This is a genomic window from Salimicrobium humidisoli, assembly GCF_002295105.1.
GTDB lineage: Bacteria > Bacillota > Bacilli > Bacillales > Halobacillaceae > Salimicrobium > Salimicrobium humidisoli.
The window spans coordinates 50,912-69,043 of record NZ_NSGH01000010.1 but is presented as its reverse complement, the minus strand read 5'-3'; the positions used below and the strand labels follow the sequence as shown (position 1 = coordinate 69,043).

Annotated in this window: 24 protein-coding genes; 22 read left to right on the top strand and 2 right to left on the bottom strand. The window is 47.9% G+C overall.

Annotated features, from left to right (window positions below):
* Positions 1–18 precede the first annotated feature (18 nt).
* Positions 19–1,584, bottom strand: a complete 1,566-nt coding sequence (locus tag CKW00_RS07810; RefSeq protein WP_095822104.1) for a long-chain-fatty-acid--CoA ligase — start codon at positions 1,582–1,584, stop codon at positions 19–21.
* 147 nt (positions 1,585–1,731) lie between these two features.
* On the opposite strand from CKW00_RS07810, the gene gvpQ reads away from it, so the two are divergent.
* From gvpQ to CKW00_RS13710, 21 genes are all read left to right on the top strand, one after another.
* Positions 1,732–2,205 (top strand): gas vesicle protein GvpQ, encoded by a 474-nt coding sequence (gvpQ, locus tag CKW00_RS07805; protein ID WP_095822103.1) that lies wholly within the window; start codon positions 1,732–1,734, stop codon positions 2,203–2,205.
* A gap of 124 nt (positions 2,206–2,329) precedes the next feature.
* Positions 2,330–2,638, top strand: a complete 309-nt coding sequence (gene gvpA / locus CKW00_RS07800; protein ID WP_076570741.1) for a gas vesicle structural protein GvpA — start codon at positions 2,330–2,332, stop codon at positions 2,636–2,638.
* Positions 2,639–2,659: 21 nt separating this feature from the next.
* The gene (locus CKW00_RS07795; RefSeq protein ID WP_008586912.1) at positions 2,660–2,917 is read left to right on the top strand and encodes a gas vesicle protein GvpR; all 258 of its coding nucleotides are present in this window, start codon (positions 2,660–2,662) and stop codon (positions 2,915–2,917) included.
* 14 nt (positions 2,918–2,931) lie between these two features.
* Positions 2,932–3,771, top strand: coding sequence for a gas vesicle protein GvpN (gvpN, locus tag CKW00_RS07790; protein WP_095822102.1), 840 nt, complete (start codon positions 2,932–2,934; stop codon positions 3,769–3,771).
* Positions 3,772–3,783: 12 nt separating this feature from the next.
* Positions 3,784–4,542: a GvpL/GvpF family gas vesicle protein gene (locus tag CKW00_RS07785; RefSeq protein ID WP_095822101.1), complete on the top strand. Its 759-nt coding sequence runs from the start codon at positions 3,784–3,786 to the stop codon at positions 4,540–4,542.
* Between the two features lie 2 nt (positions 4,543–4,544).
* Positions 4,545–4,796: a gas vesicle protein GvpG gene (locus CKW00_RS07780; protein ID WP_095822100.1), complete on the top strand. Its 252-nt coding sequence runs from the start codon at positions 4,545–4,547 to the stop codon at positions 4,794–4,796.
* Positions 4,797–4,807: 11 nt separating this feature from the next.
* The gene (locus CKW00_RS07775) at positions 4,808–5,617 is read left to right on the top strand and encodes a GvpL/GvpF family gas vesicle protein (protein ID WP_095822099.1); all 810 of its coding nucleotides are present in this window, start codon (positions 4,808–4,810) and stop codon (positions 5,615–5,617) included.
* A 12-nt stretch (positions 5,618–5,629) separates the two neighbouring features.
* Complete coding sequence (locus CKW00_RS07770; protein WP_076570751.1) at positions 5,630–5,878, top strand: gas vesicle protein; 249 nt, start codon at positions 5,630–5,632, stop codon at positions 5,876–5,878.
* The gene (locus tag CKW00_RS07765) at positions 5,862–6,173 is read left to right on the top strand and encodes a gas vesicle protein K (protein WP_095822098.1); all 312 of its coding nucleotides are present in this window, start codon (positions 5,862–5,864) and stop codon (positions 6,171–6,173) included. The genes CKW00_RS07770 and CKW00_RS07765 overlap by 17 nt, the downstream gene beginning before the upstream one ends.
* A gap of 48 nt (positions 6,174–6,221) precedes the next feature.
* Positions 6,222–6,545: a gas vesicle protein gene (locus CKW00_RS07760; RefSeq protein ID WP_095822097.1), complete on the top strand. Its 324-nt coding sequence runs from the start codon at positions 6,222–6,224 to the stop codon at positions 6,543–6,545.
* On the top strand, positions 6,542–7,537 hold the full coding sequence (locus CKW00_RS07755; RefSeq protein ID WP_095822096.1) for a hypothetical protein: 996 nt from the start codon (positions 6,542–6,544) through the stop codon (positions 7,535–7,537). Before CKW00_RS07760 ends, CKW00_RS07755 begins: the two co-directional genes overlap by 4 nt.
* Positions 7,538–7,551: 14 nt before the next feature.
* Positions 7,552–7,917, top strand: coding sequence for a gas vesicle accessory protein GvpU (gene gvpU / locus CKW00_RS07750; protein WP_095822095.1), 366 nt, complete (start codon positions 7,552–7,554; stop codon positions 7,915–7,917).
* Positions 7,918–7,991: 74 nt separating this feature from the next.
* Positions 7,992–8,834, top strand: a complete 843-nt coding sequence (locus CKW00_RS07745; RefSeq protein WP_095822094.1) for a Cof-type HAD-IIB family hydrolase — start codon at positions 7,992–7,994, stop codon at positions 8,832–8,834.
* Positions 8,835–8,867: 33 nt separating this feature from the next.
* Positions 8,868–9,857 (top strand): LacI family DNA-binding transcriptional regulator, encoded by a 990-nt coding sequence (locus tag CKW00_RS07740; protein WP_095822093.1) that lies wholly within the window; start codon positions 8,868–8,870, stop codon positions 9,855–9,857.
* A 115-nt stretch (positions 9,858–9,972) separates the two neighbouring features.
* Positions 9,973–11,370, top strand: a complete 1,398-nt coding sequence (locus CKW00_RS07735) for a sucrose-specific PTS transporter subunit IIBC (RefSeq protein ID WP_095822092.1) — start codon at positions 9,973–9,975, stop codon at positions 11,368–11,370.
* A gap of 80 nt (positions 11,371–11,450) precedes the next feature.
* Positions 11,451–12,824: a glycoside hydrolase family 32 protein gene (locus tag CKW00_RS07730; protein WP_233129741.1), complete on the top strand. Its 1,374-nt coding sequence runs from the start codon at positions 11,451–11,453 to the stop codon at positions 12,822–12,824.
* Positions 12,821–13,696, top strand: coding sequence for an ROK family protein (locus CKW00_RS07725; RefSeq protein WP_095822090.1), 876 nt, complete (start codon positions 12,821–12,823; stop codon positions 13,694–13,696). The genes CKW00_RS07730 and CKW00_RS07725 overlap by 4 nt, the downstream gene beginning before the upstream one ends.
* 50 nt (positions 13,697–13,746) lie before the next feature.
* Positions 13,747–14,256: a macro domain-containing protein gene (locus tag CKW00_RS07720; RefSeq protein WP_095822089.1), complete on the top strand. Its 510-nt coding sequence runs from the start codon at positions 13,747–13,749 to the stop codon at positions 14,254–14,256.
* 111 nt (positions 14,257–14,367) lie between these two features.
* Positions 14,368–14,640 (top strand): YhdT family protein, encoded by a 273-nt coding sequence (locus tag CKW00_RS07715; protein WP_095822088.1) that lies wholly within the window; start codon positions 14,368–14,370, stop codon positions 14,638–14,640.
* Positions 14,637–16,091: a sodium/pantothenate symporter gene (gene panF / locus CKW00_RS07710; protein ID WP_095822087.1), complete on the top strand. Its 1,455-nt coding sequence runs from the start codon at positions 14,637–14,639 to the stop codon at positions 16,089–16,091. Before CKW00_RS07715 ends, panF begins: the two co-directional genes overlap by 4 nt.
* A 206-nt stretch (positions 16,092–16,297) precedes the next feature.
* Positions 16,298–16,468: a hypothetical protein gene (locus tag CKW00_RS13710; RefSeq protein WP_158221296.1), complete on the top strand. Its 171-nt coding sequence runs from the start codon at positions 16,298–16,300 to the stop codon at positions 16,466–16,468.
* 109 nt (positions 16,469–16,577) lie between these two features.
* Here CKW00_RS13710 and CKW00_RS07705 read toward each other — a convergent pair whose 3' ends face one another.
* Positions 16,578–17,282: a DsbA family oxidoreductase gene (locus CKW00_RS07705; RefSeq protein WP_095822086.1), complete on the bottom strand. Its 705-nt coding sequence runs from the start codon at positions 17,280–17,282 to the stop codon at positions 16,578–16,580.
* Positions 17,283–17,407: 125 nt separating this feature from the next.
* Between CKW00_RS07705 and CKW00_RS07700 the strand changes: the two genes are divergently transcribed.
* Entirely contained in the window at positions 17,408–18,079 is a 672-nt protein-coding gene (locus tag CKW00_RS07700; RefSeq protein WP_095822085.1) for a M15 family metallopeptidase, read from the top strand.
* The last annotated feature ends 53 nt before the right edge of the window (positions 18,080–18,132 follow it).

The following is an 18,132-nucleotide window of genomic DNA, read 5'->3' as shown; positions in this document are numbered from 1 at the left end:
TTTTCTTCTGCGGGCTGATCATGACTCTTCTACTGCCAGGTTGCGAAGCTTCACTTTCTGGATTTTTCCGCTTGCCGTTTTCGGAAGTTCTTCCAGAAACGTTACAGCCGTAGGGCATTTGAAGTGAGCAAGTTTTTCCCGTGAAAATGAGATGATCTCCTCTTCGCTCAACTCGGAACCTTCCTTACGTACGATGATCGCATGCGGCGTTTCTCCCCATTTTTCGTGAGGAAGAGCTATAACGGCCGCCTCCTGGATTTCATCGTGATCATAAAAGACACTTTCCACTTCAATGGAGGAAATGTTTTCACCGCCGCTGATGATGATATCTTTCTTTCTGTCGGTGATGGCGATTCTTCCGTATCCGTCCACAGTACCCATATCTCCGGTGTAGAGCCACCCGTTCCGCAGCGTGCGATTCGTTTCTTCTTCGTTCTTCCAGTAGCCTTTCATTACGCCGGGTCCTTTTACGATCACTTCTCCGACTTCTTTCCCGTCTTTTGCGACTTCTTCACCTTCCTCGTCCACTACCCGCACTTTTGTACCGATCACTTCGAGCCCGGCTTTCGCTTTCGCTGCATAATAATCATCGCCTTCGTACTCTTCCTCCGTGGATATATAGGAAGCGGTACTGAGCGGGGAGGATTCCGTCATGCCGTAGACCTGATAAAATTCCCAGCCGATTTCTTCTTCGATTTCTTTCACGAAAGCCTTCGGAGGGGCGGAGCCTGCAATGACCAGACGCATGTTATCAGGGGTCTCGGGCTTCGCTTCATGATATTTACTGATCAGGCCGTTAAGGACCGTAGGCGCCATATGCATAACGGTAGCGTTATGTTTGTGAGCCTTTTCGAGAATCTCTTCGGGTATGACTTTTTTCTGCATAATCTGCGTAGCACCATTGGCTGTGTAGTAAAAAGGGGCCCCCCAGCCATTTACGTGAAACATCGGAAGAATATGAATAAGTTTGTCCTGATCGCTCACTCTCAGATGATGCTGGATGGAGAGAGCGTGAAGGTAGTTGTTTCTATGTGTAAGCATTACGCCTTTCGGGTTCCCGGTCGTACCGCTCGTATAAAGAAGCGTCGCCGTATCGTTCTCTTTTACATCGGCACGGGGGAAATCGGAGTCAGGAAAAGAAGCGAGCCAATTTTCATACCCCGGCCTCCCGCTTTTATCCTCTTTCTCGCCATGAACGATAATATGTTCCACGGTATCAAGCTGTTCTACAATAGGTTCGATTAAAGGAACGAGTTCATAGTCCACGAACAGTACTTTACTACCACTATGGTCAAGGATGAAGCGGTAGTCTTCCGGTTTCAGACGGGTGTTCAGAGAGACCATGATCCCCCCGGTCTGAAATACTCCATAAAACCCTTCGTACATTTCGAGCGTGTTCGGAGCCAGGTAAGCTACACGATCCCCTTTTTCCACACCGAGACTCGAAAGTCCATGAGAGAGCTGCTGAACCCTTTTATATACCTCATTATATGTATGGGCATCACCATCCTGGTCGATGATGGCTTCCTTTGCACCGTAAACAGTTACGGCCCTGTCCAAAAAATCAGTAAGTAATAATTCCATGTTCGGAACCCCCTTTTATATAATTACGGGAATTATACCATAAACATGTAAGCGTTTTAAATATCTGTTATAAAACACGGATGCATGTTTAATTTAAAATAGAGAGGGAATACTTGATGAAACTGAAAAACGTGGAAGGGGGTTCCTATGTTAGAAGGAGCTGGAAAGGTCATGCGACTGGCCGGAAATGTCATTCCTAATGTAAAGAAAGCTCTGAAAAAATCGGATGACCCGGAAGAAGCGGTCGAAGAAACGCAGGAAGCAGCGAAAGAAGGCGTGCAGGAGACAGCTGAAGAGCAGTTCAAAGCATCCATCCAGGAAAAAGCTTCCGATATGAAGGAATCCCTCGAGGAACAGGTGCAGGAAAATGCAGAGTATGTAGACGAAAAGAGTGACGAAGCGGAAGAGAAAATGCAGGAAGGGCTGGAGAAAGCCGGTGAAAAAGTGAAGGAAGTGAAAGAATCCGGCGAACAGCTGCAGGAGAAGATCAGCGGCTCTTCCACAAAGAAAGTGAAACACGCCGACGATTTGAAAAGCGTCAATGAAATAAAAGGTGTCAAAGATATAAAAACCCCGAAAGATATAAAGGGAGCACCGTATATTCCGTCCTACAACGACTGAGCAAATAGAAGGGAAATCGGCATAGTGCCTATTGATTATTTATTGAAATATTCCGTAATGTCGTGTAGACAGCTGCTCTCATGGGAAAGGTAAGTAGGAATCCAAATTTAAGGAGGAATGAAACATGGCAGTACAAAAGTCAACAGACAGTTCCAGCTTGGCCGAAGTTATCGACAGAATTCTGGATAAAGGTATCGTAATCGATGCTTACGCCCGTGTATCCGTAGTAGGTATAGAACTCGTCACGGTAGAAGCACGTGTAGTTATAGCAAGTGTGGATACATGGTTAAGATATGCAGAAGCAGTAGGACTTCTGCGTGATGAAGTGGAAGATGAAGGTGTGGAAGGTGTAGAAGAACGCCTCAGCAGCCGCGGATCTTCAAGAATCGCTTCATCCGGTGGATCAAATGAAAAGAGTGAATTCAACGTTTAACGTGAGGAGGGCTTTCTCGTTATGAAGGCGATTAAAATCGTTAGAGAATTTTTTGAAGATGAAATCGCCCCGCCACACAAGATAGTCGCCATGGAGAAACAGCAGGAAGGCGGCTATCGCGGTCTGGTGGAAGTGGTTGAAGAAAGAGAATATATGAAGAAATATGCACATGATGAAATGATAGGTCTTTATGAAGTGTTCGTGGAAGATGATGAAGTATCAAGCTTTCAGCGGGTAAGCCTTCGTTACCGCACAGACCTTGAAGAGCAGTCATCATGAAGGAGGGAGCTTCAGTGACTACCCGTCAAAAAGAAGATTTTCATGAAAGTCTCATCAGACGCTCCCTCAGATACTTGAACACGGGTTTTCCCGTACACTTCACAGGACCTCCGGGGGTTGGTAAAACGACCTCCGCTCTTCAATTGGCGAAAAGAAGGAATCGGCCGGTTATTTTCATGAGCGGTCACGAAGATCTTTCCACGAATGATCTGATCGGTTCTTTCAGCGGCTACAAACGTAATAAACTGGATGACAACTACATCCATACCGTGCGCAAAGTGGAAGAGAATGTAGAAGAGTCCTGGAAAAAAGGAAGACTTTATGAAGCTGTTGAGCAGGGGTATACGGTTATTTACGATGAATTCACAAGAACTTCACCGGCCGTAAACAACCTTTTTTTACCGGTACTTGAAGAAAGGATTCTTCCGTTATTCGGTACAAAACGTACGGCTTCCTATATCGATGTCCACCCGAAGTTTGCGATGATTTTTACAAGTAACCCTATGGAATACTCAGGGGTGCACCCTTCTCAGGATGCCCTGCGGGACAGAATGGTCACTATGCGTTTTCAGCTTATGGAAGAAGAAAGAAAGCACCAGGTTCTGGCTTCCGAAACATCGCTTAAGGATAAGGATATCAGCATGATTCTTTCCATCGTATCCCGCGCGGAAGAAAAAAAAGATGAGCAGGGCGGCAGTGTGCGCCTGCCACTTATGATAGCCAAAGTCGCCGATCGTTACCAGATGAAAGTGACAGGGGACAACCCCAACTTCCGTGAAGTGTGCTATGACATTTTATGGCACCACGAAGACGATCTGAGCGACGAAGAGTTTGAAGAACTGTTCAGAAATTAGGGGGAAAATGACGTGAAAGAGGAAAATGGCATTTATCTTTTTGGTATCATCCGGTCGGAAGAACAGCAATCTTTCGGCCCGGTTACGTTTGATGAAGAAACGACAGAAACGTATACGGTGCAATTCAAAGAAGCCGCTGCAGTAGTAGCACCGGTATCAAAACGTATTTTCACACCGAACCGTAAAAATCTTACTGCCCATCAGGGCGTGATCTCAGGCATGATGGACAGAGAATTTGATGTCGTACCGGTCAGTTTCGGTAATGTGTTCCGCTCCGAAGAAGACGTTAACGCTCTTCTTGAGAATCTGCATCCGGAACTTGTGAAATTGTTCCCGGAAGTACACGGAAAAATAGAAGTCGGACTGAAAGTCACCGCGAAGAAAGAGTGGCTGGAGGAATTGACTTCCGGAAGTGAAACGCTCACTGCCCAGAAGAAACGGGTAGATGCAAAATCCAGGGAAGCCGGCTACTTTGACCGGATGAAGCTTGGAGAAATGGCTGCGAATCTCGTGAAAGAAAAACGGGAGGAAGTGGAAACGGATATCCACTCCAAACTGGAAGCCGAGGCGGTTTCGGCCAAAGCGAATGAACCTTCCGGAGAAAAGATGCTGCTGAATGGTGCTTATCTGATCGAAAAAGAAAAAGAGGAAGCATTCGATGAAGCGGTGAATGAGCTTCACGAACGGTGGAAAGATAAAGTGGACTTCCATTACACAGGACCATGGCCTGCGTATAACTTCATTAATATGAAATTAAAGGTGGAGAATTAAGCATGATTCATAAACTTGCTACTGCCCCGCTGAATCTCGTCGTGAAAGTCGGAGAAAAAGTGAAAGAGGAAGTGGACAAGGAACTGTATGACCTGGAAACGATTCAGCAGAAGCTTGTGCAGCTTCAGATGATGTATGAACTTGGTGAAGTGGATGAGACTGTATTCGAAGAACAGGAAGCGGTTCTGCTCGTAAGGTATGAACAGGCGAAACGGATGGAACTCGAAGAAATAGATGAAATGATGGACTCGTAGGGGGAAGATGTATGGGAAAATTAGTATATTTGTATGGAATTATACCGGAAGGACACGAAATCGGTGAAATTTGGGATTCCGAAAAATCAGCGATAGAAGGGGAAGGTCTCCCTTATATCGAAGATTTCGGAGGTCTGGCTGCTGTCGTCACTGAAGTGAGCGAAGAGGAATTCGGAGAGACAGCGATGGAAGAGAACTCCAACAACACAGCCTGGATACAGGAAAAAGCTTTTCATCACCACGAAGCTCTTCTTGAACTTCAACGTCATACTACCGTCCTTCCAATGAAGTTCGGCACCATTTTTGAATCTGTGGAAAGTCTTAAACAGATGATTGAAGACAAAGAAGACCACCTCCAACACACCCTCCAAACACTTGAAGGGAAAGAAGAGTGGAATGTGAAAGCTTATATTAATCCGAAAACGTTCTATGAGCGGGTGGCGGAAGCGAACGAAAATGTGAAAGCCAAACGCGAGGAAATCGAACAGATGAGTAAAGGCCGTCAGTACCTCGAGAAGAAAAAACTCGATAAATTCATCGAGGAAGAAATGTTCAAAGATCAGGAGAAGAAAGCCGAAGAGATGCACGATAGGTTAGCAGGATACAGTGAAGATTCGGAACGGAAGAAGAACTGGAAGAAAGACGTAACAGGAAGAGAAGACGAAATGGCTCTGAATTCCGCCTACCTGGTGAAGAGTGATGATCTGGAAAGCTTTCTCGATCAGATCAGGGATATGGAGAAAGAAAAAGAAGAAGACGGCTGGCTGATTGAAGCGACCGGACCGTGGCCGGCTTATCACTTTGCCACTATGGAAGAGTAAGGAGGAGAGCGTATGGCGGTCAGTGATCCCTATGAAAACAAAGACATTGCGCTTATAGACATACTGGATACCGTCCTGTATAAAGGTGTCGCTATCCAGGGAGATCTCGTCATCTCTATCGCGGGGATTGATCTTGTTTATGTAGACTTGAAAATATTGATTGCCGCTGTAGAAACTCTTGCTGAAGCAAGAGAGAAAGAAATAGCTTCTATTAAATTCGATGAGGAAAGGGAGGCGTTAGAACGTGCCACAGAAGACTAACGTACCGGAAAGTACTAAAGTACCGGAAAAAAGCGGAAAAATTGAACTGGACCCGGCCGGCGCCGAAGAAGGACTGGCCCAGCTTGTGCTTACGGTTATTGAACTTCTCAGGGATCTTGTGGAACGTCAGGCCATCCGGAGAGTGGAAGGCGGAAGACTCACAGAAGAGCAGGAAGAGGAATTAGGCATAGCCCTGATGAATCTGGAGACGAAAATGGATGAGTTGAAAGAAGTCTTCAATCTCACTGATGAAGATTTGAACCTGGATCTCGGTCCGCTTGGGAAACTTATGTAATTACGAATCGTCCGGTTTCGTCTTATATAGCAAAAAGGAGGAAATAGTATGCCTATAGAACAGTCAACCAGAAATGACAGTATCGTTGATGTACTGGAACTCGTACTGGATAAAGGTGTGGTCATTGCCGGAGATATCAAGGTCAACATTGCCGATGTGGAGCTTCTGACCATAAAGATCCGTCTGATTGTCGCCTCCGTCGATAAAGCGAAAGAAATCGGAATGGACTGGTGGGAAAGCGATCCATTCCTAAATTCACAGGCTGCGAGAAAAGAAGTGGAAGATGAGAACAGGGAACTTAAAGAAAGACTGGAAAGACTGGAGAACAGTATGTCCAATGACCGCAGGCAGATAGGAGAGGATAGCAAATGAGTAATGAAAATAAAAAAGGCTCCGGTAAAATGCTGAGAGCCATTGTCGGAGGCACACTCGGTGCCCTCGTCGGGTGGATTTTCAAACCGGACGTCAGTAATAAATCCGGCAAAGAAGAATCCGGACAGAAGGAAGAGAAATCCAGGCAAAATGATTCTAAAGCGGAAAAAGAGTCCGGAAATGAATCAAAAGCGAATAAAAAACAGGATGACAGCAGCAAGGAAGAGGAAAGCAGTACCCGTAAGCGGGATAAGGTGAAAGAAAAGCTGAAAATGAGTAAAGATGACAGCGATGATGAAGATGAGTCGGAAGAGGAATCCGGGGAAGACTCTGACGGGAAAGAAACTCGTAAAAGAGATAAAATCAAAGACAAGCTGACCCGGGACAAGAAGAATGACGATGAAGAAGACGATGAGGAAGACGATGAGGAAGACGATGAGGAAGAGGAAAGCAGTACCCGTAAGCGGGATAAACTGAAAAATACACTTAAAGGAAACAAACAAGATAAGAAAGAAGAGAATGAAGAGAAAGATCAGGAAGAGAACAAAGGCGACGAAGAGAACAAAACTACCGAAAACGATTCTGATGAATCGGCGGAGAAGAAGTCTGCCAGCAGCAAGTCTTCCCAAAACGGGAAAGCTCAAGATGACAAACAGAAGGACACCGGAAGTTCTGCGGAATCCGGCGACTCCGATGAATCTGGTGAAAGTGATTCAGGCCAGTCCGAGAAAAAGAAAACTTCGTCAAATAAGAAGAGCCAGAGCAGTAAGAAGAGCAGCAAGACTAAAAAAGATACTAAGAGCAGCGAAGACAACAAAGACAATAAAAACAGCAAAAACAGCAAAAACAATGGGGAAGATGATTCCTCTGTCGTCAAACGCGTAGAACCTTCTTCCAACAAGCAGAATACTGTGAAGAAGAGCTCCGGCAGTAAAAAGAAAACGGTGAATCAGGAAAATGCGGCACACCCTTCTTCTGAAGAAGAATCCTGAGAGGAGGACTAAGAATGGATGATATTTTAGAAACGTACGTTAAATCTGCGAATGAAGAAGATTTTACGGTCGATCTGACCCTTCAGGTGAAAGGGGCGTTAGTGACAGGCACTCTTACGTCTGCTTATGATTATCTGAACTCCACTTCCCACCTGCTGGAAAACGGCGGGGAAGCGTCACAGAAAATCAGCGAGCAGTTTGAGAAAGCTGCAGAATCGACGAAAGAACAGAAACATGATCACTATTCTTTCATTCATCTGAAAGACGCCAAAGTGTTCATCTCCGATACTCCGACCCCGGAAGAGGGCGGCGTTTACTGGAGAGGTACTCTTGAACAGGTGGACGGATATTTTCTCGGTAAAATAGAAGTCGAAGAATAACAGGGAACTGCCTTTTAATTAAGGCAGTTTTGTTATGTCCTGTGTTACTATTAATAGAAGAAGGAGGGGGTTATATGAAGGCTGTCGCACTGGATATGGACGGGACGATTCTGAATGATGAACACATCATTACCGATGAACTCCTTTCCCTTATGTCATCTTTACAGGAGAAAGGGTACTATATTTTTCTTGCCACCGGCCGCACACTCAGTGATGTGCAGGAAGTACTGGCTAAAGATATGAAGCCTGATGGCATCGCCGCTGCCAACGGAATGGTGGCCGTAGCCGGAGAAAAAATGCTCGCGGACGAAACGCTCGATGAAGAGATCGTCCGCAAGCTGATTGAAGAAAATCGTAAACACCGACTGTATTATGAAATACATATGAAAGATGGAAGACGGGTTTCTTTTAAGGAAGATGAAATATCCCTCGCAGAAGAACTGGAGGGGCCGAAAGCCGAAACGGTCCGCAAGCACGAGTGGAATTCACGCCAGAAAGTATGGAAAGAACAGTTGCAACTTGAAGAGGATCCCGATTTGAAGGAAGTAGTGAAAGTCTACTTCTTTACGAATGATCAGGAAAAACTGGAGAACTGGGAGGTCAGTCTGGGCGGAAACAAAGCCCCTTTCATCACTTCATCGTCCTCTGAACACAACGTGGAAGTGATGAAGGAAGGCATCAGTAAAGGTTCGGCACTTGAACTGCTGCTTGATTATTACAGCATCGCCCCGGAAGAGCTGGTTGCGATCGGGGACGGCGGGAACGACATCCCGATGCTTGAGCTGGCCGGGAGACCGGTAGTAATGAGTAACGCCCCTGAGGAACTGAAAGATCAGTTCCCGGAAGTGACCGACTATCCGAATACCGAAAACGGAGTGTATAAATTTTTGAAAGAAGCGCTGGAAGAGAAAGAATAATTTCCGGATTAAGCGATAATAGGAGAGAGTCAGATGACTACAATTAATGATATAGCTAAGTTGGCAGGTGTCTCCCGGACGACCGTGTCCCGCTTTCTGAATAACAGCGGCTATGTCGGCCAGGAAGCGAGTGAAAGAATTGCACAGGTTATTAATGAAACCGGGTATATGCCGAGTCAGTCCGCCCAAACGCTCCGCACGAAAAAGACAGGAGTCATCGGCATTATTCTGCCGAAAATCAGTACGGAAACCTCAAGCCGTGTCGTATCAGGAATCAATAAAGTGATGAAGCGGGAAGGTATGCAGATTCTGCTTACGGATACAGAGCTGGATCCGGATAAAGAAATTGAATATCTGCGCCTGCTCAAAAGCAGGCAGGCGGACGGGATCATCCTTCTGGCTACTAACATCGGGGAGCGGCTTCAGCAGGAAATAGAAGCCTTTCCTATTCCCGTGGTGGCTCTCGGTCAAAATATTCCGGGGGTGCCGTCGCTGACGTATGCGGATTACGATGCTTCCTCCGACATTATGCATCTCCTTATCGGGAAAGGGCACAGGAAAATCGGCTTTATCGGTGTCTCCGAAACGGATCCTGCTGTCGGAAAGTTGAGGCAGACCGCCTACACGGATGCCTTGAAGAGACAGAACCTGGAAGTGAAAGAGAGTTGGATGGCGGAAGGGGATTTCAGCATAGATTCAGGCTACGAAGCTATGAAACGGATCATTACCGACAACCGTTCCGATCCCCCGGACGCTGTATTCTGCGTCACGGACCGGATGGCGACAGGAGCGATGGAATATTTGAAAGAGCAGGGTTTCTCCATCCCGGGGGATGTTGCTGTAGCGGGAATCGGGGATGCCGTTATGTCCAGGTACATCACTCCTTCCTTGACTACAGTGAATTATTACAACGAAGAAGCCGGGGAAGCGGTCGGGGAGATGCTGCTTGAGACGATGGCCGGAATTAAGCACAGCAAAAAAATGATGCACAAGTATAGACTTATAAAAAGAGATAGTGTATAGTGAAAATTATCAACGATGTGTAATCGATTACACATCTTCTTTTTTAACAAAGTGTGAAAGCGCTGTTTTTTATTTATATGTGGAATCGTTCACACAATCTGAGGAGGGGTTACAATTGTCCAGTAATGAAGAGATTGCCAAACAGGTCATTGAAGCGGTTGGAGGAGAAGAAAATATCCAGTCAATCGCTCACTGTGCCACGCGTCTGCGGGTCATGGTGCATGATCATGAGAAAGTCGACGTTGACGGTGTGGAAGATATAGATAAAGTGAAAGGTGCTTTTTACAACTCGGGACAGTACCAGATTATATTCGGCACGGGTACAGTGAACAGAATTTATGAAGAAGTGACGAATCAGGGAGTAACCGGAACGACCAAGTCCGAGATGAAAGAAGAAAGTAAACAGCAAGGGAATCGATTCCAGAGGGCGATCCGTACGTTCGGTGACGTTTTCGTACCGATCATTCCCGTTCTGGTCGCTACAGGACTCTTCATGGGAGTGCGGGGTCTGGTAACACAGGAGCAGATACTCGCTCTTTTCGGTATGGCACCGGAAGATATTTCCGAGAACTTTATTTTATTCACCCAGGTACTGACGGATACTGCTTTCGTATTTCTTCCCGCCCTCGTCGCATGGTCGACGTTTCGGGTGTTCGGAGGAACACCGGTACTTGGACTGGTGCTTGGGCTCATGCTCGTCTCCCCGTCGCTTCCGAACGCCTGGGAAGTGGCCGACGGTACGGCTGAACCTCTGCAGTTTTTAGGGTTTATTCCCGTAATCGGGTATCAGGGTTCCGTCCTTCCCGCTTTTTTCGCAGGAATCGTGGGTGCGAAAGTGGAGAAGTTTTTCCGGAAACGTGTCCCGGAAGCACTCGATTTAATCGTAACTCCATTTCTGGTACTGCTTATTATGATTACGCTGTCCCTGTTTGCTCTGGGGCCTATCCTCCACATAGTGGAAGGCTGGATCTTCGACGGAACGAGAACGTTGCTTGAACTTCCTTTCGGTCTGAGCGGGCTGATCATCGGTTTCTTCAACCAGATCATAGTCATAACCGGGGTGCATCACATCTTCAATTTCCTTGAAATTCAGCTGCTTGAGAACCTCGGGTATAACCCTTTCAACCCTATCGTAACTGCTGCTATCGCCGCACAGGGGGGCGCAGCACTTGCTGTGGGTGTAAAAACGAAGAAAGCCAAGATGAAAGCGCTGGCTTATCCGTCCACGCTTTCCGCCTTTCTCGGAATTACCGAACCGGCGATTTTCGGTGTTAACCTCCGCTACGGTAAGCCGTTCATTATGGGACTGATCGGAGGAGGCGCTGGTGGTTTCCTGGCTTCGATTCTCGGCCTAAAAGCCACCGGAATGGCAATCACCGTTATACCCGGGGCGCTGCTGTATCTGAACGAACAGATCATCTGGTATATCGTAGTGAACCTGTTCGGTATCATCGTAGCCTTTGTCCTCACATATTTGTTCGGTTTCGATGAGAAAATGGAAGAGAATATGTAAGGGGAAAGTCGGGTACTCCGGCTTTCTTTCTTGTGATAAGATTTTTAAGGAACGGGGGAGAATTCATGAAGGAGACTGTAATGAAAAATGAAGCAAAAGAAGAGATAGCCAGGTGGGGAAATACGGTGAAACAGGACCCCTATTATCCTGCCTACCATATAGCACCGCCGGTCGGTCTTCTTAATGATCCGAACGGGTTCATTCACTGGAACGGAACATATCATCTGTTCTATCAGTGGATGCCTTTTCATACCGGACACGGGGCCAAATTCTGGGCGCATCTTACTTCCGGAAACCTGGTGGACTGGGAATTTCACGGCCCTGCGCTTGCACCGGACCGGTGGTATGACAGGTCCGGGTGCTACTCGGGGAGTGCTGTCGAACAAGACGGGGAGCTCGTCCTGTTTTATACGGGCAATGTCAAAAACGCGGAAGGCGAACGGGAGAGCTATCAGTGTAAAGTCCGCTCTCCGGACGGTGTCACGTTCGAGAAGCTTGGGGTAAGTATTGAACTTCCGGAGGGTTTCACCCCTCACTTCCGCGATCCGAAAGTATGGAAAGCAGGCGGCAGCTGGCATATGGTAATAGGAGCTCAGACCGAGGATAAGGAAGGATGTGTCGTCCTCTACGACTCTCCCGATCTTGAGTCGTGGCAGTACAGAGGGATACTCGCATCCGGACTCGGGTATATGTGGGAATGCCCGGACTTTTTCCATATGGAAGGAGACGTGCTGCTGTTTTCTCCGCAGGGCCTGGAGGAACAGGGGGCGGACTACAGAAATATGTACCAGTCCGGCTATATCATCGGGGATTTTGATACCGGATTCCGTACGGAGGATTTCAGGGAACTGGACCACGGCTTCGAGTTCTATGCTCCGCAGACGATGGAAGATGATTTTGGACGCAGAATAATGATCGGCTGGATGGGCATGCCGGATGGCGGGGAGGAATATTTCCCTACCCACGACTTTCACTGGATTCACCAGATGACGCTGCCACGGGAACTTATCCAGAAGGGAGACCTCCTCGTCCAGAAGCCTCTGGTCGAAATGGAAGAACTGCGTACGCGGAAAGTAGCCGGGGGTTCGCAGGAAAAATGGAAAGGGAAGATTCCTGCGAGCAGCGAGATTCTGCTTCAGAATATAGAAGGAGACGTGGACATAGAACTGTTCCGGTATATAACTCTTCGTTGCAACAACGGAAAAGCGGTATTGACGAGACCCGCGATGGACGGTTCGGGAGAGGAGTGGAGAGCCCGGACGCTTGAGTCGCCCCTTACGGAAATCCGGGCATTCGTCGATCATTCCTCGCTTGAAATTTTCATAAACGGAGGAGAGACTGTATTCTCCTCGAGGATATTCCCGGAAAAAGAAGAAAATTCCGGTATAATAAACGGAGACCTTTCCCTTACAGTATGGGAACTTCGCAGACAGACAGGAGGAGAAACTGTATGAAGCTCGGAGCAATTGAAGCCGGAGGAACGAAATTCGTACTGGCAGTAGGTAATGAAGAGGGAGAGATTCTGGAAAAAAAGGTCATTCCTACAGAACATCCCTCTATCACTATGCCGGCAGTCATCGATTTTTTCAGAGGGAAAGATATTGAAAGACTCGGGATCGGAAGTTTCGGACCTATTGATGTAAACGCGGACAGTGACTTCTACGGCCAGCTGCAGAAAACGCCGAAGACGGAGTGGGTGGATTACCCGCTCGGTAAAGAGCTGCAGGACCACCTCCTCGTTCCGGTCATCATTGATACGGACGTAAATGTGGCGGCCATGTCGGAAGCGAAGTGGGGGGAAGCTAAAGACGTGGACTCCTGTCTCTACATTACGGTAGGTACAGGAATCGGAGCCGGCGCCTACATAAAGGGTGAGACGTTTAGAGGCCTGTCTCATCCGGAAATGGGGCACATACCCGTGCGCCGTCATGCCGATGACGATTATGCGGGGGGCTGTCCGTATCACGGAGACTGCCTGGAAGGTATGGCCGCAGGACCTCATATCGAAAAAAGGTGGGGTCGCCCGGCTGAAGAGCTGGTGGACCGGAAAGAGGTATGGGAGATGGAAGCTTATTATCTGGCTCAGGCTCTCGTCAATTATATATACATCATCTCTCCTGAGAGAATCATTTTGGGCGGGGGAGTCATGAAACAGAAACAGCTGTTTCCGATGATCAGAACGATGGTACTGGAACTTCTGAACGGATACGTTAGCTCCCCGTACCTGACCGAAGATACTATCGACAAATACATCGTATCCCCCGGTCTGACTGATGAAGCGGGAGTAAAAGGGGCTCTTTATCTGGCCATGGGAAGCCGGATGTGAGAAAATTTCAGTAAAGGTCCTATCACCGATTATCCAGGAGGGATGTTTCGATGAAGATAGAAGTCGTTAAAGGAGATATAGCGGACCAGTCCGACATGGAAGCAGTAGTGAACGCGGCGAATAAAGAACTGCGGTCAGGGGGCGGCGTCGCGGGAGCTCTTCACAAAAAAGCGGGACCCGGGCTTCAGAAGGCCGGAGAGCCGTATGCCCCCCTGCAGCCGGGAGAAGCCGTCGTTACGGAAGGATTCGGCCTTCCGAACGATTTCGTGATCCATACGCTCGGCCCGGTATACAAAACGGATGAGCCGGCCCGGGAACTTCTCGGAAGCTGTTACAGGGAATCACTGGAGAGGGCACGGGAGCGTAATATAACCAGTGTCGCTTTTCCGCTGATTTCGACCGGTGCTTTCGGCTACCCCCTGGAAGCGGGCATCGATACGGCACTCGAAGTCGTCGAATCCTTTTTCTCGCGTCCGGGAAGCCTGCAGATCGTTCGGTTCGTTCTTTTCTCCGATGAACAGTATGAAACATTCAAACGAAAATACGAAAGCCGCTCATAATAGATGAGGGGCTTTTTGTATACCTTCTTTCCCGCAGATAATGCACTTCTCATTTAAGAGAAAATGTTGCATAATGGATAGTGTTATAACAAAAATCGGGGAGGGATACTGGTGGATAAGCACGACGAAAGATTCAAGGTGGCTAACCGGGAGGCTCTGATCGGCGTAGGTCTGGCGCTCATCAACTTTCTATGGTGGTTCGGTTTCGCATATGGACTCGGCAGTAAGCCTCCGGAGGAATACAGTTACATATTCGGTCTTCCCGCCTGGTTTTTCATGAGCTGTGTAGGCGGTTTTATACTTATGTCGGTGCTGGTCATCTTTGTAGTGAACGTATATTTCACGGACGTACCTCTTGAAGCGAAGGATGAGGATATAGAATGAACTGGGCGGTAATCATACCATTACTTCTTTTTATTATACTTATTTTTATTATCGGGTTCTGGGCGAACCGGTCCATCCGTCTCTCTAAAAAGGATTTCATGCAGGAGTATTTTTTAGGAGGACGGGAACTGGGCGGTTTTATCCTTGCCATGACGATGATGGCTACATACGGAAGTGCGAGCAGTTTCATAGGCGGGCCGGGGGTAGCCTACACCGAGGGTCTCGCCTGGGTACTGCTTGCGATGACTCAGGTCGTGACCGGGTACTTCGTACTTACGGTGCTCGGGAAGAAGTTTGCGATTAAGGCGAGGGAGTATAAAGCCGTGACCCTCACCGATTACCTGCGGACGCGGTATCAGAGCCACGTTGTAGCCCTACTTGCCGCAGTCAGTATCATCATTTTCCTGTTTTCTGCGATGGCAGCTCAGTGGGTAGGCGGAGCGAGACTCATCGAGACGGTGACGGGTATCCCTTACACATCGGCTTTGTTTATTTTCGCTGCATCCGTCCTTATTTATGTCATTATCGGAGGCTTCCGTGCTGTCGCCCTGACAGACGCTGTGCAGGGGAGCGTGATGTTTGTCGGTACGCTCATCCTGCTGATAGCCACCGTAATCGCAGGAGGAGGCGTCGAAGAAATAATGCAGGGGCTGACCCGGGAGAACCCGAACCTGATTACACCATTCGGCGCAGATCTCACTCTTACACCTGCCTACGTATCTTCTTTCTGGATTCTGGTAGGGGTGGCGGTCGTCGGGCTTCCGCAGGTGACGCTCCGGGCCATGTCCTATAAAAGTTCCAAAGCGATGCACAGAGCTATCATCATCGGTACTGTCGTGGTCGGTTTCGTGATGCTCAATATGCACCTGATCGGTGTATTCGCGCGTCCCATCCTTCCGGGTATCGAAGTAGGGGATAAAGTTATGCCTCTCATCGCTCTTGAAGTGCTGCCGGGCTGGATAGCAGGCCTCGTCCTTGCCGCTCCGATGGCCGCTATTATGTCCACCGTCGATTCCCTGCTGCTTCTTGTAAGTTCGGCGTTCGTTAAAGATATATATGTAACGTATCTGAAACCGGATGCGAGCGAGCGTCAGGTGAAGAGGATGAGTTTCGGAGTGACCGCTGTACTGGGCATTTTCGTGTTTCTTATGGCCCTGCAGCCGCCGGATCTTCTCATCTGGCTCAATCTGTTCGCTTTCGGGGGGCTCGAGGCCACTTTCATTTGGCCGGTGGTACTCGGCCTGTATTGGCAGAAAGGGAACAAGTACGGCGCAATCTCTTCGATGCTGACAGGGATTCTGTCCTATGTAATTGTCGATCAGTTCTTCAACCAGCCGCTCGGAGTCCACAGCGTCGTTCTTCCCGTACTGTTTTCTTTCATCGTTTACGTACTGGTCAGTGCCGGTACGACGCAGAACTACACCACTCCCGTGACAAATCCGACGAGATAATGACCCTCCGGCATTTATGCCGGGGGAATTTTTTTGAAAAACGGTTGAATCGGGTAATCCTCTGCGTATAAACAATTGATAAATGAAATATACCTCACGTGTTTTTGAAATTTGTACACGTGATACACCGGGTCCTCGCCGTTATGGCCTTTTGCCACATGTAACGGGAAGAAGTAGGATACATAGTGAGAGGAGGGGGGAAGCACTTGCATATCGAGCAGGAGCAGTGGTATACACTTACAAGATCATGTCATCACTGTAATACAGAAGAACTCGAAGATTATATGTTTTTTGTAAAGGACGGCGTCCGTGACGGCACCATCCTTTGTCAGGACTGCTATTATTTTTATCTGGAAATAAGCGGAAAGAAAGAATGATCCGGTGTCAGGAGAAAGCGCATATGGATACTGAGGAGTAAAAGGTATGAGGGAAATGAAAAGGCGAGCGTCTTGGGGGAGACGCTCGCCTTTTTTCTATAAATAATAATCAGTCACAACCGTCTTCGCTGCAGGTGCTTCCCTGCTGTGAATTGAGACTGGTAAAGGCGGGAGTACCGCGTTCTTCCTCCCATACCTGTTTCAGTGCATCTTCGAACGTTTCTTTCGGCTGCGCTCCGGATACCGCGTATTTACGATTGATGACGAAGAAAGGAACGCCCTGGACGCCAAGCTGATAGGCTTCGCGTTCTTCCTCACGGACACTCTCTTCATAATCATCCCCGTTCAGAATCCGTTCCACTTCTCCGGCAGGAAGTCCTGCCTCCACGGCCAGGTTGTACACAGTCTCGGAATCTCCGATATTTTTCCCTTCTGTAAGAGCGGCACTCAGAAACCGTTCGGTTACTGCATGACTTTTTCCCTGATCTTCAGCGAATTTGGCTATACGATGAGCTTCGAACGTATTAGCGGGAATCATCTGATCGAACCGGAAATCGAGTCCGACCGCTTTCGCCTGCTCTTCCATGGAAGAAGTCATTTCTTTCGTCTGTTCAAGTGACTGGTTATATTTTTTCGCCAGTTTTTCGTGCATCACCGGTGTCGTTTCCGTTTTCGCATCCGGGTCCAGCTCGAAACTTTTGTATTGTATATCCACTTCGGCATCACCCGGAAGCGATTCTAAAGCCTCTTCCAGGCGACGCTTTCCGATGTAACAGAAAGGACACACGAAATCGGACCATATTTCTATTTTCATATTATCCACCTCAACTAATTGCATGATATCTATCATTTTAGGATGCCGGATAAAAAAAATCCATTAATCTGATTACACGGAAGAGAAGTCCGTTTCGATTGTAAGGACAAAAGGGGGAATGATGTATGATAGTCAGTAAAAATGAACTGGTGAGACGGAGCGTGAAGAACATGGGCAATGTCGATCACCGGATTGCCGTATTTGGAAAGGAAATTATAGCCGCCGCGTATGATGAGGGTATTTTTGCTCAAATAACAGAAGGTCATCGTTCGTACCGGAGGCAGGCGGAATTGTATGGTCAGGGACGCCCCTGGTATCGGTGGAACGGGAGGAATTACGGCAGCCGGGGAAGTATCGTCACGCACGCAAAGCCCGGACAGAGCGTCCATAACTACGGACTTGCTTTCGATTTCTGTCTCGTGGACAAAAGCGGACAACAGGCAATTTGGCGGGTGAATGAAAGCTGGAGAAGAGTGGCATCTATATCAAAAGACCTGGGCTTTACGTGGGGCGGAAACTGGAAAAATTTCAAGGACTACCCTCATCTGGAATGGACACACGGGATGACGTGGAAAGATCTGTCGTCAGGACGGGGACCTTTCGATTACCCGGGGTTTCTTATCCGGAGAGGGAGCCGCGGCCGGAGGGTGAAGCAGGTTCAGCGGGAGCTGGATACTGTGGCAGACGGCATTTTCGGACCTCTTACGGAAAAAGCGGCAGTTACATTTCAACAGAAAAATAACATTCAGGTTGATGGTATTATCGGACCGCAAACATGGAATAAATTTTACAATTAATCAGTTCGTTCAGTTGTACGATTACAAATAATCAGTTTACAATTATTTATCAA

What these genes read in the sequence shown, in the direction of transcription:
- CKW00_RS07810 (WP_095822104.1), bottom strand. Translation starts at nt 1,584, where the DNA reads ATGGAATTATTACTTACTGATTTTTTGGACAGGGCCGTAACTGTTTAC.
- gvpQ (WP_095822103.1), top strand. Translation starts at nt 1,732, where the DNA reads ATGTTAGAAGGAGCTGGAAAGGTCATGCGACTGGCCGGAAATGTCATT.
- gvpA (WP_076570741.1), top strand. Translation starts at nt 2,330, where the DNA reads ATGGCAGTACAAAAGTCAACAGACAGTTCCAGCTTGGCCGAAGTTATC.
- CKW00_RS07795 (WP_008586912.1), top strand. Translation starts at nt 2,660, where the DNA reads ATGAAGGCGATTAAAATCGTTAGAGAATTTTTTGAAGATGAAATCGCC.
- CKW00_RS07780 (WP_095822100.1), top strand. Translation starts at nt 4,545, where the DNA reads ATGATTCATAAACTTGCTACTGCCCCGCTGAATCTCGTCGTGAAAGTC.
- CKW00_RS07775 (WP_095822099.1), top strand. Translation starts at nt 4,808, where the DNA reads ATGGGAAAATTAGTATATTTGTATGGAATTATACCGGAAGGACACGAA.
- CKW00_RS07770 (WP_076570751.1), top strand. Translation starts at nt 5,630, where the DNA reads ATGGCGGTCAGTGATCCCTATGAAAACAAAGACATTGCGCTTATAGAC.
- CKW00_RS07760 (WP_095822097.1), top strand. Translation starts at nt 6,222, where the DNA reads ATGCCTATAGAACAGTCAACCAGAAATGACAGTATCGTTGATGTACTG.
- CKW00_RS07755 (WP_095822096.1), top strand. Translation starts at nt 6,542, where the DNA reads ATGAGTAATGAAAATAAAAAAGGCTCCGGTAAAATGCTGAGAGCCATT.
- gvpU (WP_095822095.1), top strand. Translation starts at nt 7,552, where the DNA reads ATGGATGATATTTTAGAAACGTACGTTAAATCTGCGAATGAAGAAGAT.
- CKW00_RS07745 (WP_095822094.1), top strand. Translation starts at nt 7,992, where the DNA reads ATGAAGGCTGTCGCACTGGATATGGACGGGACGATTCTGAATGATGAA.
- CKW00_RS07740 (WP_095822093.1), top strand. Translation starts at nt 8,868, where the DNA reads ATGACTACAATTAATGATATAGCTAAGTTGGCAGGTGTCTCCCGGACG.
- CKW00_RS07730 (WP_233129741.1), top strand. Translation starts at nt 11,451, where the DNA reads ATGAAAAATGAAGCAAAAGAAGAGATAGCCAGGTGGGGAAATACGGTG.
- CKW00_RS07725 (WP_095822090.1), top strand. Translation starts at nt 12,821, where the DNA reads ATGAAGCTCGGAGCAATTGAAGCCGGAGGAACGAAATTCGTACTGGCA.
- CKW00_RS07720 (WP_095822089.1), top strand. Translation starts at nt 13,747, where the DNA reads ATGAAGATAGAAGTCGTTAAAGGAGATATAGCGGACCAGTCCGACATG.
- panF (WP_095822087.1), top strand. Translation starts at nt 14,637, where the DNA reads ATGAACTGGGCGGTAATCATACCATTACTTCTTTTTATTATACTTATT.
- CKW00_RS07705 (WP_095822086.1), bottom strand. Translation starts at nt 17,282, where the DNA reads ATGAAAATAGAAATATGGTCCGATTTCGTGTGTCCTTTCTGTTACATC.
- CKW00_RS07700 (WP_095822085.1), top strand. Translation starts at nt 17,408, where the DNA reads ATGATAGTCAGTAAAAATGAACTGGTGAGACGGAGCGTGAAGAACATG.